The sequence below is a fragment of the Natronorubrum bangense genome (assembly GCF_004799645.1).
Lineage (GTDB): Archaea > Halobacteriota > Halobacteria > Halobacteriales > Natrialbaceae > Natronorubrum > Natronorubrum bangense.
The window spans coordinates 415,616-429,453 of the sequence record NZ_CP031305.1; the positions used below are offsets into that span (position 1 = coordinate 415,616).

Consider the following 13,838-nt stretch of genomic DNA (forward strand, 5'->3'; position numbering starts at 1 on the left):
AGCGGGAGCAGCGTCCAAACGTATTATCATGGAAGAAATTGTATATTTCTTGACAATCGAAAGGACGATTGACCTCGTCAACGTACCGATAGTATGGTCGAAATGGAGTGGCCACAGCTTAGCGGGACGGAACTACAGTACAGCGACCATTCGTGGGAACTCACTGGCACGGTCGACGTCGGCCCAACCGGTGACGTTCTGGGCGCCGAAGCGAAACAAGTAGACGATGTCCGCCAGCGGAACGCAACGCTCCGATTCGGGCTCCAAGACGGCGCTCCCTCGTTAAATCCTGGCGAGATGGGGTCCCACTTCGACAGAATCGAACAAGCGGGTGCCACGAAGCATCTCGTCGTCAAGACAGACACGCGAACCTATCGGTACAGACTCCACGGACTCGAGTACAGGTGACTGCTGTACGACCGACAGGCTGAACGGGCCACGTGTCTCGAGTCAGTCCGAGTCCGTCGCGTCAGGTTGTGGCCCGCCGCCGGTCTGTGCCTCTTCGGCCTCACCCCAGCCGCCGGCGTCGACGACTTCGAAGAGTTTGCGCCAGTTTTCGTCGGCTTCGCTTTCTGGAAGCTGGTCACGGAGTTGCTGAAAATCCGACGGCGGCACCAGTGTCTCGACCAGATCGATGATAACTCGTGCGTGGTAGGCCGCCTCCGGCGGATCGATCCCTTCGCCCTCGATTTCGGTGACGCGTGCGAGAAATTCTTGCCAGCCGAACCGTTGGCCGTGGTCGTGGACGGCACCGGTCATGTACCACTTGATCTCTATCGGGAGTGAAGCGGCGAGATCGTCGGCTGCGCCTTCCGGAATCCGCTGGCCCAGCGTCATGAGTGTCGCACGGATTGCCCGCACTGTTCGACCGGTGTCCGGCAACTCGAGGCGGTGCTGGACTTCGCCGGTAAACTCGTCGTAATTCATGCCACTAGCGTCGTGGTCAACCAGCGATATCAAGCTACATGGGACACCCCAGTCCAGAAGAACGAAATTCAGTTTCGTTCCTGATTCAGCAGCCAGACACGGCAAAAGCGCAACGAGGATTCAGCAACTGTTCTCGACGGTCTCCAGCGCGTTGTAGACCTCACGGCAACCGACACAGCAGAAGGCGTCTCCATCGTCGACGATGGCACTCCCCTCGACAGGGAGTTCACAGAGTGTGCATCCGTTTTCGTCCGTGTCGTGGTCAGTCATGTGTGCGTTTTCGATGCGCGTCGTGTCCATCTGATCGGTTCATGAGCCGTGGTGGGCCGACCGCCCATGATAAGGGGGCCGCGAACGGGGCTGTTCGCGCCCGCTGGGTGGCGATCAGTCGTCATTGGATCCCGCGACAGCGTCAGGGTCGTCGTACTTTTCTTCGCGGCGAGCGTGGATATCCTTGATCGCGTGCTCTGGCGGGACATCGATTGCGGGGTTTTCCTCGAAGAAATTCACCGGCTCCAGTTTGAAGCTCGCAATGTGAACGGGAAGGATCGGCCAATCCTCCGGTCGAGTGACGTGATTCACGCCGAGTGTGTACCACAACACGAGGTCTTCGCCATCGAGTGACCGGTCGTTCGCCGTCCACTTCGGGAGCCCGTCGCCGCCGGGATTCTGGTTCGGATACTCTCCAGCCGGGTACCGCTCGTCGTCCCGATACGGCGTCGCCCACAGATGGTATTTGATATACCCGGTCCGTTCCATAATACTCGAGTGGTCCTGGACGGCGGCCTCGACGTTTGAACCGGGGGCGAGCTTGTACGCGACCGGCCGGTCGACGTGGTTCGTCTTCTCTGCGTGTTCAACCTGCCAATACCTGCCTTTGAGTGGGTCGATAAGCTCTTTTGCCTCCGATTCCGACTCGAGTTGTGTCTTGTCTGCATAGAAAGACGCACCCGTCGGGTTGAGTCCGTCGACGTCCTCTTGTCCGTCCCATCTGATCTCCGTGTTCGGACCTTTCGGCACTGGCTGATTCTGTCGCCGGTAGAGGACGTTGTCCGAGCCGTCGACCTCCATATCCAGCCGGAAACTAAAGAAATGCTGGTGGAGCATCCCTTTCACGTTCGGCGCGAGCAACTCGGCGTAGCCAGACGTTACGTCTTCATCCGGACCAACCAGTCCGTTACTATCGATTCCGGTAAGCCGGACCTGGGGTTCGACCGAACCATCCTGGTAGAAGTACCAATTGAACTCGTAGTCGTAGTTGCCGACCGTTGCGACAAAGGAGATGACGAGGCGACGGTTGCGTCGGACCTCGGAGTTCTCGGTCCGCCAGTTCGTATGTTTCCAGAGCGTTCCGTAGTCCTCTTCGTGGACACAGATGACGTTCGGGAGCACTCGGACCTCGCCGTCGGCATCGTTCATCACCGCGTCGAAATAGTGCATATGCCCGAGGCAGTCACAGCCCTCCGTCAACGAATTTGCCAGCCGACCGATGTTGTATTCGCCGATGTCGATCGCGTTTTTCCAGTTGTGATTGGGGTCTTTCTCGCCGTAGGGGACGTTCATCTCGGCCGCGGACGCACGGTGAATAATCGGTCTGACGTCGCCGTCGTCCTCATAGCCGATGTTGTAGAGGACGAGTCCCTCCCGCTGGTTCCATCCGACGCGAATGTGCCAGTTTTGCCACTCGATCTTTCGGCCGTCGATCTCCCAGCTTGGACCCTCCGGCTGATCGACGTTGTACGGTTTCAGATCGTCTCGAAGGTCGCGGTCTTCCTCGCGGTATTTCGCATCCTCGAGGTCTGTAAGTACATTGTCCACTTTCGTGCCTCTGTCGATGAGTTCGACAACGACCATTTCGTCGAGGTCGACGAACGCATGGATACCGTCCAACGGTCGAGCGTAGCCGTTGTCCGTTTCGCTCGTTCGGATCCACGACATCGCGTGAGCGAGCCGGCGATCTGGGTCGATCCCCTCGGGGACGAGATGGTGGCCGACGGACCATGGATCGACGATCGCCAGATCGAAGTTCTCGACGCCACGCTTTGCGGCGGCTGCTTGCCACTCGTCGTTGTTTTTGACGACCCGCTCGCATTCGTCGAACTCAGCGAGGGTAATCGATGGCTGGACGTTCGGCTTTTCTTCCCAGGAGGTCAGCTCCGCGTCGTCTAGCGAGACGACCGCCTCGTAGGTCGTCTTTTCCTCGCTATCTCGCAGTATAACAAACGCTTCGCGCGCGACGTCTGTGCCGTTCTGTTCGTATGCTTTGACCGCTGCTTTCTGTGGCTGTTTGCGTTCGATCTGTACGTACCGGATCCCCTCGCCGAGTTCACGTTCAGCATCGAGGACATCTCGCGCGTGCTCGATCTCGTCTGCGGTCAGCGGATCGTACGGATGATGTTTTTCTTTGGTTTCTGTTGCCATGGTCTATGCTGACGTATCTCAATCAAGTACATATAGATACGGGGCTGTCTCAGAACCTCGAGCCAGACCCCGAATCGGCGTCGCTTTGCCCCCTCGAGCAGTCGCTATCGTAACAACTGAAACTGTTTGTACACCGACCGCACAGTTGTCGTGCGATCGGGTACGCACTGATTTTCAGTGGCTACTATAGAACCCAGCGAGTGTACCAGTACAGCAATCAGTACTCGAGTATATCAGTTCTCGCGAGGAGTGCCCGACTGTTATATATTACCGCTTCGCTTCATGATGTGACGATGGCAGGATCTCGACGATTCACAGACCGAACGGACGCCGGAGAGCGGCTTGCAACCGCGCTTCGTGAGCAGGGCATCGACGCCGATATTGCGCTTGCGATCCCCCGTGGCGGGCTCCCGCTCGGGCGAGCGGTCGCTGACGAACTGGACATCCCGCTCGACATCGTCGTTGCAAAGAAGATCGGTGCTCCGGGAAACCCGGAGTACGCCATCGGAGCCGTCGCAAGCGACGGCAGTGTCTGGCGGAACGAGGAGGCGTTCCGCGGGACCAGCACCGATGAGGGGTATTTCCAGCAACGCCGCGATGAAGAGGCCAAAAACGCCCGGCAGAAAGCCGAACGATATCGAGGCGATCGCGACGCGCCGGCGTTAGCTGGGAAGACGGTGGTCGTCGTCGACGACGGCGTCGCGACGGGGTCGACCGCCAGAGCGTGTCTGAAGACGCTCAACGAAACAGCCGCCGAACGGATCGTTCTGGCCGTGCCTGTGGGCCCACCCGACACGATCGACAGCCTCGAGTCGGAGACGGACACGGTCGTCTGTCTCGAGACACCAAGAGGGTTCAGGGGTGTCGGACAGTTCTACGAGAACTTCGGGCAGGTGTCCGACGAGGAAGCAATGACGTATCTAGAGCAGTGAACAGTAACCTAGACAGTCCGGATCCCGGGTCTACCCTCGAGTACTTGTGGGAGACTGACGAAGGCAGTGACAACCCGGTTGGAGCAGGACAGCAACTCGAGCACCCACGCGGAAACAGACAGAACACATGGATATCGCTGATATCGTTTCGGAGGAGTACGTTGAATTCACCCCAGAGACACCCGTTTCGAAGCTTGTCGGCACGTTCGAAGATTCAAGCGTCAACGGCGTCGTCGTACAGGGAGACGAGTTCGAAGGCATCGTCACGCGGCGACAGCTCGCCACCTCACATCGCCAACCCAATCAAAAGATCGGCTCGTTGGTCTGGCATGTTCCTCGACTAACGCCCGACGAAGACGTTCGAAAGGTGGCACAGCTGATGATCGACAGCGACTCACAGCTCCTTCCCGTCTTCGAGGGGGAGACACTGCTCGGTGTCGTCACCGCCGACGCGATCCTCGAGAAGGTCGAATCGTTTCTGGATGCAGCGACCGTCGCAGAGGCTTCGTCGAACGATCTCGTTGCACTCGATCCGGAATCGACACTCGGGGATGCGCTCAACATCTTCCGGGAGAACCGGATCACGCATCTCCCAGTCGTCGAGAACGGAACGACAGCCGGCGTGCTGAGCCTCTACGACATAACTGATCTGACGATTCGCGCCGAAGTCCAGAGTCAGGGCGGCGATGCAGGCGGGACCGACCCGTTCGGAGGTGAGATCTCCACCAGCACTGCTCGCGCGCGCCGGGGTGGGTTCGGCGCTCGAGAGGGCGAATCTGCGCGGATGCTGGATCTCCCGATCAGGGACGTCATGACCTCGCCAGTGCGGACGGTCCATCCGGACGAGACGCTCGAGACAGCCGTCAAGGAGATGTTCGAGACCGATGGCTCGTCGCTGATCGTCACGACGGACGGCACTCCCTACGGGATCGTCACGAAGACGGATATCCTCGACTCGCTGACGTGGGAAGCTGGCGGGAACCGGAGCGTGCAGGTGTATGGCGTCGATCTGATCGACGACACGAGCTACGACGATATCGTGGCGATGGTTGAGTCGTTCGACGACAAAGACCACGGCATGAACGTCTTGGATGCGAAAGTTCACCTCCACGAGCACGACGAGACACGCCGCGGAATGTCGCTCTTGCTCGCCCGCATCCGCTTACACACCGACCGCGGGCTGTACATCGCCTCTGGAGAGGGGTACGGCGCGAGTCACGCGCTCAACGAGGCCCAAGACGTGCTGGAACGGCAGATCCGCGACGCGAAGACGTACGGACAGAGCAAAAAGCCCCCAAGCGAGGAGTTCTGGGAGAAACGCTTTGGTTGGTTACTCGAGGAGTGACCGTCGGCACTGTCCCAGTCCGTGAACAGCCAGGGCGTGGCGAGGTTAGCGGACGACGGTGACCGGAACGGTCGCCCGTTCGACGATCGATTTCGCAACGCTGCCAATCATCAACCCCGCACGCTCCGATCGGCCGCGGTGGCCGACGAAGATCGTGTCGAATCCGTCGTCCTCGGCGAAGTCGGTGACAGCCGCGACCGGATTCCCGTAGAGCAGTTCGGTTTCGACGTCGTGTCCGAGTTCGTCGGCGAAATCGGCTGCGTTCTCGAGGAGCTCTAGCCCCCGCTGTTCGGCGTCATCGATGCTCTCGAGGACGAGTCGCTGGTCGGCGTCCCACAGCGAGACGGTCGGTTCGTCCCCGCCCTCATCGTGGGCGGTCGGGTTAACCGCGTAGACGACCGTGATCGAGCCATCCATCGCGTCTGCGATGTCGGCGGCGTAGGCGAGTGCGTTCTCGGACTCTTCGGAACCGTCGACGGCTACGAGACAATCCATACCCTTCTCTTCGTTCCGAACCCAGTTAAAACGAGCCGTGAGGTGTAGACCGACCACGAGCTAACCGTACTGACGGCGGCAGCTGCTCAAGGCAGGAGATCGATTTTGTACGGGTGAGCGCTGGCACTTTCGGATTGGCCTGGCTCGGTCGAACGTCTCTGCAAGCTAGATACGGCGTACCGAAATCGGCCCACAACCTCGGTCAGTGCTCCGGTCCGATTCGCTTGACACGCCCCCGTGGGCCGGATTTGAGCTTGACGAGTATCCCCTCGGGGTGGGTGCGGTCGTCGGTGAGAATAGCGCCAACCTCACCGATGAGACGATCGCCGTTTTCCTGTTCGACCTCGACAGTCATTCCCTGGATGAGTTCGTCTCGCGTTGGCAGGTCTGCCGACATACACTGAACCGAACGACAGTGATCCCCTTAGAAGGCGGGCGTTATACTGTCGGACAGCAGTTAGTGACACATCGGTCGCGAATTTGTGGTCGTTTCCGGGGGTGACGGCCGCAGTAGCGCGGCCGACCGTCGAATAGTTCTAGCCGGCAGTATTGGTCAAGGGGCAGGTGTTGCCGTCGCTGTCGGTCACGCAGAAAGCGGCGACTTCGTCGTCCGTCGGCGTCTCCACATATCGGCTTCGAACCGATTGCTCGTAATCGCGAGTTCGTTTCGTGCCCATCTCGGCCGTGAGTCACGGCGATGAAACACGGCTGTCTCCGGACTACTCGAGGATGGTCACATCGAACGTCTCCTCCCACCGGTAGCGTCGACCGCCCCAGACGAACGTCGGCCTGACGATGCCGGCGACCCCGAGGAGAGGGGCAAGGACGGCTGCGGGTGCCGCGAACAGCCACGTTCGTCGGTCGACGCCGAGCGCACGGTATCGGTCGTACGCGAGGGCAGTCACGCCCACGGCGACGGCAAGCGGCGCGAGCGTCCCGATCACGACGACGGCGAGGAAGACGGCGAGAATCGCAAGCGTTCTCCTCGGAGCGAACCGATAGAAGATCGTGACGAAACGCGTGAGCCGTTCGTAGGTGGCACGGGGCCCACCTGGGACCCGGACCTCGTTGACCAGTTCTCGCGAGGCAACGACGTCGTCGACGTACTCGGCGAGCAATGCATCGTCTGAAATGGTCCGGCGCAGGTCGGCGATGTACCCCTCGATGTCGATGTCGCGGCGATCGAACGTGACGCCGCCGCCCCAGGTCACCCAGCTCGTTCGATCGACCACGAGCGAGGCGACCACGATACAGAGCGGTTCGAACAGTTTGAACGGGTACTCCTCGCTCACGAAGACCGGAATCGCTGTCACCGTCCCGTGTTCCTCGCCGAGGCGCTTGATCGTGGCCAGCCAGTCGTCGTCGCGGTCGACGTCATCATCGGTCAGGACGATCCGATCCTGAGAGGCGTGTTCCAGCGCGAGCGCGACGGCGTTTGCCTTCCCCGAACAGCCTTCGGGGTCGCCGGCGACGAGCAATTTGGCTGCCTCGGGAAGATCCGCGCTCGCAACCGGATCGCCCTCGCTGTCACAGACGACGAGGAGCTCGTCATCGGCCTCGAGCTGGCGAGCCAGCTGTTCACAGGACTGCGTCCACTCGAACGTCGGCAGAATAATACTCGCCATCGACTCCTATACACCAGCCCGACGGACAACAGTGTTGGGGGAGCAAAGCGGGTGTCCCGCATCGCTTCGACCATCCCACTCTCGAGGCCGTCGATTCACGAGCCATCGACGAGCGACGCAACGACCTCGAGATACTCTCAACGGGACGATAGACCGCAGCAGTTCTGCGACGCCACCGCCAGCCGCTGCCGAATTCACGTGGAGAATGTGCGTGTCCTCGAGGGCAGCAGCGAGTGCACGGAGTTGCTCGATTCGGTCGCGATCCGTCACGTCGGCGTACGCTGCGAGCGACGGTGCATCGGGAGATGGCTCGTGCATCGATTTCGGGTAGCTACGAGAAGCAGACACGTATCAGTTACACCTGCTTGGCGTACCGCCAACGCAATCGGTAAATGTGATGGGTTTTGACAGTTTCCTGGTAGTGTGCTCGCTCTATTCACTGCCGTCTGACAGACCACTCGCTCGCCTCAGATCCATCGGTGACCGATGCTGTCGCGACTCGCAACCGCTCTGACGGTCCCGGTCAGTCGAGGACGCCACGCACGTTCGAACTGTCCTCGAGAACGCACGGATCGGGTCCGCATCACGGTGTCGTTCGCTGCCGATGGCCTGTCGGAACCAGACTATGAGAGAACACGAAAGTCGACGACTGACCAGCCGCGGACGACTCATACGGTCTGCTGAAACGGTTTGTACGGTCTGTTGTCCGTATTAGTGGTGCAACCGCAGGCTGGTGCGGTTGCATCGGAACTGACCCCAAGGGGTTCGTCTCAGGCGGTCAACACTGGCCGGTCTGCAGTTCGGACGATTCGCTCGGCGACGCTGCCGATCTTGTTCGTTCGTGTGTGACTCTGTCCCTGGTAGCCGATCACGATCAGATCCGCATCGAGCTCGTCTGCCTTCTCGCTGACTGCTTCCCAGGGGCGGCCGTGACAGACGGTCCATGTACAGTCGATGCCGACGTTGTCCGCGCGGTCGCTGATCTCTTCGAGCATCGCAGCTCCCTGTTCCTCGAGTCTGTCAAGGACGATCTCAGCACTGCTCAACGCTGTTTCACCGTAGCGGTGGGTCTCGACACAGTACATCGCGTGCACGTCGGCGCCGTATCTGTCTGCGAGTTCCATTGCGTGCTCTACTGCCCGATTTGCCGGGTCGCTCCCGTCAGTCGGGACGAGAATCGTCTCATACATTGGCGTAGCGGTATGCATGTTGGAAGCTGCCAAATAGGTTATACCCGAAACACTGATAGATTGATCGACTGGTCTCCGTTAGGCGGTCAGTACTGGTCGGTCGACGTATCTGACGACGCGTTCTGCGGTGCTTCCGATCTCGTCGCTAGAGTCGAGCCCACGGTTCCCCAGTAGTATCAGGTCCGCATCGATCGAGTCAGCGTAGCTACCGATCTCGTCGTGTGGACGGCCGCGACGCACGGTGGTGGTCACGTCGACATCGGCTCTCGTTTCCATCTCTGCCAAGAGCTCTTCAGCACGGTCGCTCAGATCTCCGATCACGCTGTCGGAATCCGATAACATCGAGTCGCCGTACCGTCGGGTGTCGACGACCGAAATCCCGTGGAGGTTTGCGTCGAACGTCGATGCCAGATCGAGTGCGTGGTCGACCGCACGGTTTGCCGAGTCGCTCCCGTCCGTCGCAACGAGGATCGTATCGTACATGCCGTACGTGTCCAACCACTGGGCAGACCAAATAAGTTACACCTCCACGCAACGCCGGCTGCCCGTCAGTTCCGACAGACTCGCGACCGCTATCCGATTGCATCGGGTCAGCGTGACAGTCGGTTGTCTCACCGACGTTCGACGAGCGCATCTGCCTTGCTCCGGACGCGGATCGGCTCGAGTCGATCAGCAAGTCGCTCCGCCTCTGTCAGCTTGGCCGGCGTCTCGGCGTGGATCGTATACAGCGGATAGCCGGTCTCGATCTGGTTGGTAGCGGTCTGGTGAATCACGATCCCAGCACGGCTATCGAGTGGGGCACCGGCTCTGCGTGCGAGATCACAGAGCTGCCGGTTGTCAACGCGCGTCACGACCCCGGAACGATCCGCACGGATAGTCGTCGACTCCGCCCCCGGCTCGAGGTCGTCGGATTTGATCTCTGGATCACCACCCTGTGCGGCGATAATCCGGCGGAACCGTTCGAGGGCCTGCCCCGACTCGAGGATGTCGGTCGCCGACGCATCGACGCCACAGTGTGTGAGCAGCATGTCTGCGAGTCGGAGCGACTTCAGTCGCAGCGACTCCGGGCCCTCGCCCTCGAGCACTGCAAGGACGTCTCGGGCCTCGAGCGCTGGCCCGACGCCGCGGCCGATCGGATCGGTTCCGTGGGTGATCGCACAGCTGACGTCGACTTCGAGATGGTCCCCGACGCGTTTGAAATCGTCCGCAAGCTCCCGTGCTGCGACGAGGCTCTCGACTTTTGCCCCTTCGCCGTAGGGGATGTCGATGACGATATGAGTTGAGCCGGCACTGCGCTTTTTCGAGAGCACTGACGCAATGAGCTGGCCCGGCGGATCGATCGAGAGCGGGTTTTCGGCACGGATGATCTCGTCGTCGACCGGCGAGAGATCCACACCGCCGCCCCAGACGAGACAGCCGTTCGTCTCCGTGACGATCGACTCGATCTCGGCAATCGTAAACTCCACGTCACAGAGGACCTCCATCACGTCTGCCGTTCCCGCCGGCGAGGTCACGGCCCGCGAAGAGGTCTTGGGCATCGTCAGCCCTGCCGCCGTCACGATTGCGACCATAATCGGCGTCACGCAGTTGCCCGCCACGCCGCCGATCGAGTGTTTGTCCGCGACGACTGGGGACTCCCACGACAGTCGCTGACCGACGCCGCTCATCGCTTCCGTCAGGTGTTTCGTCTCCTCGAGTGAGAGCCCGTTCGTATACACTGACGAGACGTAGGCGCTCAGTTCGACGTCGGAGAGGCGATTCTCGTGGATGTCTCGGACGATCGTCTCGAGTTCGCTGGCCTCGAGTTCGACGTCGTCTAACTTCTTACGGACGTACCGAACCGATTGCGGTGCGCCAGCGAGTGTCACGTTGACGGTTCCGCGGACGTGATGGAGCGGTTCAGTCACGCCGACGGAGCCTGCCTCGACCAGTTCGTCAGTCCGTTTGACGATTCCCGTCGCCGTTCCATCGTCGTGTTCGATCCGAACGCGATCGAGCGGGTGTGCACCCAGTTCGTCGGCATCGACGGTGTTCAACAGCACGAGTGGGCGGCTTGTGCCGATGTCGACCGTGGTCGTCTCGAGTTGCATTCGTCTGTCCGGACTCACTGTGAGGTCAAAACGATAGCGGGCCAACGGTGCGTGCGTCGATCGACGGCCGGCGTGTGGTTTCTCCAAGCGGGATCGGGAGCGTTTCGACGAGTTTGACCTGGACGGTTCGTTTGAGCGTCGGCCAGATCCCCTTTCGAACGAGGGTTGCGTCGGTTTCGATCCCGCCGCCGGACTCGTACTCGAGGCCGTGATACGTAATTTCGCTCAATACATGACAGACCACCGCGAGAACCGTATCCGTTGGCCCGAAGCCGGCGGCGGTCGCTCCGCTGAGCGCATGAAACGCTTAACACGAATGCCGTTGGACTCAGACGCAGGGTCTCACCCCGTGATATTCATATGAGCACAGACAGCAACCCGTTTCGAAACCTCGAGAAGCAGTTCGAGCGCATGCAACGACAGATCGAAGAGGCACTGGAGATGTGGGATTTCGACCAGTTCGACCAGTCACAGGCGGCCGTGACGACGATGGGGGTCGACCTGGCCGACCACGGCGAGACGTTCGTCCTGACAGCCGACGTGCCAGGCTTCGAGAAAGACGATATCGACGTTCGCCTCTCCGAGAACACGATCCACATCACCGCAACACGCGAAGCGGAGACGACCGACGACCCCGAGGACGAGTTCTACATCAAAAGCGAGCGGGCTCGCCAGTCGCTGAGTCGCTCCATCCGGCTCCCTGATCCGGTCGACGAAGACGCTGTCGAGGCGCGGTACCGAAACGGCGTGCTCACGATTACGCTGCCCAAACACGACCCGGAAACCCGCGAAGGACAGCAGATCGATATCGAATAGCGGCGAGCACGAGACCACAGTTCCGGACCCCTGAACGTGACAGTCGACGGCTGCGAGACTCATCGCCGGCTCGCAGTCCTGAACAGTCGTCCGAACGGACTGATGACAACACTAAGACGACGGCGGTTGGAGGTCCGTCCATGTCCGGCGAGAACGTTACACCGATTCCAGTCGACGACGTCGAACTCGAGGGAGAACTCATCGTTCCCGATGGCGCGAGCGGCCTCGTCGTCTTCGCTCACGGGAGTGGCAGCAGCCGAAAGAGTCCCCGGAACAACTACGTTGCTGACGTTATCCGCGATCGAGGGCTTGGAACGTTGCTGTTCGACCTGCTCACCGAAGAGGAAGACCGATATCGAGAGAATCGGTTCGACATTCCGCTGTTGACCGACAGACTCGTCGCGGTGACCGAGTGGCTCCGAGGCCGCGAGGAGACTGCAGCCCAACGTTACGGCTACTTCGGCTCGAGCACCGGCGCGGCGTCGGCGCTGCGAGCCACAGCGCGTCCCGAGACCGATATCGACGCCGTCGTCTCCCGGGGCGGCCGCGTCGACCTCGCGTCGGAGCGCCTCTCGGACGTCACCGCTCCCACGCTCTTTATTGTCGGCGGCGATGACACACAGGTCCTCGAACTCAATCGCGAGGCTGCCGCCGCGCTCACCTGCGAACACGACCTCCACGTCGTCGCAGACGCAGGCCACCTCTTCGAAGGCCCCGGCCACCTGGAGGAAGTCGCCGAGGTCGCGGCTGACTGGTTCGAACGGCAGTTGGAGTGACACAGCGCGCGGAGCCGTCACTGGTCTGTTGTCCCGTGCCCGAACGGCACCAGATACAGCGCCTCAAGTCGCGCCGACAGTTCGAGCACGGCTGCGACATCGTCGTCGGAAAACGCACCGACAGGACAGCTACACAGGTCGCGTGACTCACAGACGAGCTGGACGTTCTGTGCTGCGTGTCCGGCCTCCATGTGGACGTATCGATCACCGTGGTCTGGATACTGCTGTCGCGTTCGGTCGGTGTTCGAAGCGAGGACGATCGTCGCCGGCGCGTCTCGTAGCACTTCCTGGTCCAGCGCTGCCCGCGTGAGTTCGCCGTGAATCGCCGTCTCGAGTTCGCTCTCGAGGCAATGGTGTGCCGACGCGTATCGATACAGGCCCGGCTCCAGCTCCGGACACCCCTCCGGCGCGACCTCGAGCAACGCGGTGAGTGGGTACGTCGCTCCGGCACTTGGCGCGGTTCGCATCTTGGTTCCCTCGCGGACGTGGGTTACGCCCTGGGCTGCCCACAGGAGCTGAGAGACGTCTGTCAGTGTGACCGGTGTTCGAGTGAACGATCGCCGACTCGCTCTGGTTGCGATCGCACGTTCGACGCTCGTCGAGCTATCCGTTTCGGGTTTCGGGAGTTCGATCGAAGCCATGGCGTTCGTCCACCGACGGGCGACAAAAGACCCTGCCCCTGTGTCGACCCCGCGGCTCTCGAGACGATCCTCGATCGGGATCCGAGCAGCTGTCCGGTCCGATACTATATCCCGCTCTGGATGGAAGACGAGGACATGTCCAGATCGGTTCTCGTTCCCGTCGATGGATCGCCGCTGTCACTGTACGCGCTGCGGCACGCGTTACGGGCGTTCCCGGATGCAGCGGTCACGGTCTACCACGTGGTCGATCTGTTCGAACCCGACTACAGCACCGACGTCGAGTCCGGCTACGAACCGATGATCGGGTCAGAAGCGTGGTACAGAACCGTCGACGACGCGACCGACCAGCTCTTTGCGGAGGTCGACGAGGTCGCCGCCGACTACGACCGATCGGTCACAACGGAGTCGGATATCGGCGAACCAGCACGGCTTATCCTCGAGTACGTCACGGACGAAGCCATCGATCACGTCGTCCTCGGTTCACACGGCCGGCTGGCAGCGAACCGGTCGCTCTTTGGGAGCGTTGCCGAGACCGTCGTCCGTCGAGCACCCGTCCCCGTCACCGTCGTCCGGTGAGCTG

At 61.0% G+C, this 13,838-nt stretch carries 17 protein-coding genes; 6 read left to right on the forward strand and 11 right to left on the reverse strand.

The genetic code is table 11. The features are described 5' to 3' along the window. Nucleotides 1–93: 93 nt before the first annotated feature. The gene (locus DV706_RS02125; protein WP_006066804.1) at nucleotides 94–408 is read left to right on the forward strand and encodes a hypothetical protein; all 315 of its coding nucleotides are present in this window, start codon (nucleotides 94–96) and stop codon (nucleotides 406–408) included. 42 nt (nucleotides 409–450) lie between these two features. Here the strand turns inward: DV706_RS02125 and DV706_RS02130 are convergent, their stop codons facing one another. From DV706_RS02130 to DV706_RS02140, 3 genes are all read right to left on the reverse strand, one after another. Next, nucleotides 451–927, reverse strand: coding sequence for a DUF2267 domain-containing protein (locus DV706_RS02130; RefSeq protein ID WP_006066803.1), 477 nt, complete (start codon nucleotides 925–927; stop codon nucleotides 451–453). Between the two features lie 120 nt (nucleotides 928–1,047). Beyond that, nucleotides 1,048–1,197, reverse strand: coding sequence for a hypothetical protein (locus DV706_RS02135; RefSeq protein WP_169331119.1), 150 nt, complete (start codon nucleotides 1,195–1,197; stop codon nucleotides 1,048–1,050). A 114-nt stretch (nucleotides 1,198–1,311) separates the two neighbouring features. Continuing rightward, on the reverse strand, nucleotides 1,312–3,348 hold the full coding sequence (locus DV706_RS02140; RefSeq protein WP_006066801.1) for a primary-amine oxidase: 2,037 nt from the start codon (nucleotides 3,346–3,348) through the stop codon (nucleotides 1,312–1,314). Between the two features lie 293 nt (nucleotides 3,349–3,641). Here DV706_RS02140 and DV706_RS02145 point away from each other — a divergent pair, with 293 nt between their 5' ends. Both DV706_RS02145 and DV706_RS02150 read left to right on the forward strand, forming a co-directional pair. Next, nucleotides 3,642–4,280 (forward strand): phosphoribosyltransferase, encoded by a 639-nt coding sequence (locus tag DV706_RS02145; RefSeq protein ID WP_006066800.1) that lies wholly within the window; start codon nucleotides 3,642–3,644, stop codon nucleotides 4,278–4,280. A 127-nt stretch (nucleotides 4,281–4,407) separates the two neighbouring features. After that, entirely contained in the window at nucleotides 4,408–5,625 is a 1,218-nt protein-coding gene (locus DV706_RS02150; RefSeq protein ID WP_006066799.1) for a CBS domain-containing protein, read from the forward strand. Between the two features lie 45 nt (nucleotides 5,626–5,670). Here DV706_RS02150 and DV706_RS02155 read toward each other — a convergent pair whose 3' ends face one another. The 7 genes from DV706_RS02155 to DV706_RS02185 form a co-directional block, all read right to left on the reverse strand. Then, the gene (locus DV706_RS02155) at nucleotides 5,671–6,120 is read right to left on the reverse strand and encodes a universal stress protein (RefSeq protein ID WP_006066798.1); all 450 of its coding nucleotides are present in this window, start codon (nucleotides 6,118–6,120) and stop codon (nucleotides 5,671–5,673) included. 202 nt (nucleotides 6,121–6,322) lie between these two features. Further along, nucleotides 6,323–6,517 (reverse strand): DUF2196 domain-containing protein, encoded by a 195-nt coding sequence (locus DV706_RS02160; protein ID WP_006066797.1) that lies wholly within the window; start codon nucleotides 6,515–6,517, stop codon nucleotides 6,323–6,325. 322 nt (nucleotides 6,518–6,839) lie between these two features. After that, nucleotides 6,840–7,745, reverse strand: coding sequence for a glycosyltransferase (locus DV706_RS02165; protein ID WP_136350776.1), 906 nt, complete (start codon nucleotides 7,743–7,745; stop codon nucleotides 6,840–6,842). A gap of 770 nt (nucleotides 7,746–8,515) precedes the next feature. After that, nucleotides 8,516–8,935 (reverse strand): universal stress protein, encoded by a 420-nt coding sequence (locus tag DV706_RS02170; RefSeq protein ID WP_006066793.1) that lies wholly within the window; start codon nucleotides 8,933–8,935, stop codon nucleotides 8,516–8,518. A gap of 78 nt (nucleotides 8,936–9,013) precedes the next feature. Next, a complete protein-coding gene (locus DV706_RS02175) occupies nucleotides 9,014–9,418 on the reverse strand; it encodes a universal stress protein (RefSeq protein WP_006066792.1) in 405 nt (134 codons plus the stop codon). 128 nt (nucleotides 9,419–9,546) lie between these two features. Then, nucleotides 9,547–11,025 (reverse strand): AMP phosphorylase, encoded by a 1,479-nt coding sequence (locus DV706_RS02180; protein WP_006066791.1) that lies wholly within the window; start codon nucleotides 11,023–11,025, stop codon nucleotides 9,547–9,549. A gap of 25 nt (nucleotides 11,026–11,050) precedes the next feature. Beyond that, nucleotides 11,051–11,254, reverse strand: a complete 204-nt coding sequence (locus DV706_RS02185) for a hypothetical protein (RefSeq protein ID WP_006066790.1) — start codon at nucleotides 11,252–11,254, stop codon at nucleotides 11,051–11,053. A gap of 131 nt (nucleotides 11,255–11,385) precedes the next feature. Here DV706_RS02185 and DV706_RS02190 point away from each other — a divergent pair, with 131 nt between their 5' ends. Next, complete coding sequence (locus DV706_RS02190; protein ID WP_006066789.1) at nucleotides 11,386–11,841, forward strand: Hsp20/alpha crystallin family protein; 456 nt, start codon at nucleotides 11,386–11,388, stop codon at nucleotides 11,839–11,841. Nucleotides 11,842–11,981: 140 nt separating this feature from the next. Next, on the forward strand, nucleotides 11,982–12,617 hold the full coding sequence (locus tag DV706_RS02195) for a dienelactone hydrolase family protein (RefSeq protein ID WP_006066788.1): 636 nt from the start codon (nucleotides 11,982–11,984) through the stop codon (nucleotides 12,615–12,617). A gap of 17 nt (nucleotides 12,618–12,634) precedes the next feature. On the opposite strand, the gene DV706_RS02200 is transcribed toward DV706_RS02195, so the two are convergent. Next, a complete protein-coding gene (locus DV706_RS02200; protein ID WP_006066787.1) occupies nucleotides 12,635–13,258 on the reverse strand; it encodes a SagB/ThcOx family dehydrogenase in 624 nt (207 codons plus the stop codon). A 135-nt stretch (nucleotides 13,259–13,393) separates the two neighbouring features. Between DV706_RS02200 and DV706_RS02205 the strand changes: the two genes are divergently transcribed. Beyond that, nucleotides 13,394–13,834 carry a universal stress protein gene (locus DV706_RS02205; RefSeq protein ID WP_049889855.1) on the forward strand — a complete coding sequence of 147 codons (441 nt, stop codon included), beginning with the start codon at nucleotides 13,394–13,396 and terminating at the stop codon, nucleotides 13,832–13,834. Nucleotides 13,835–13,838 lie beyond the last annotated feature (4 nt).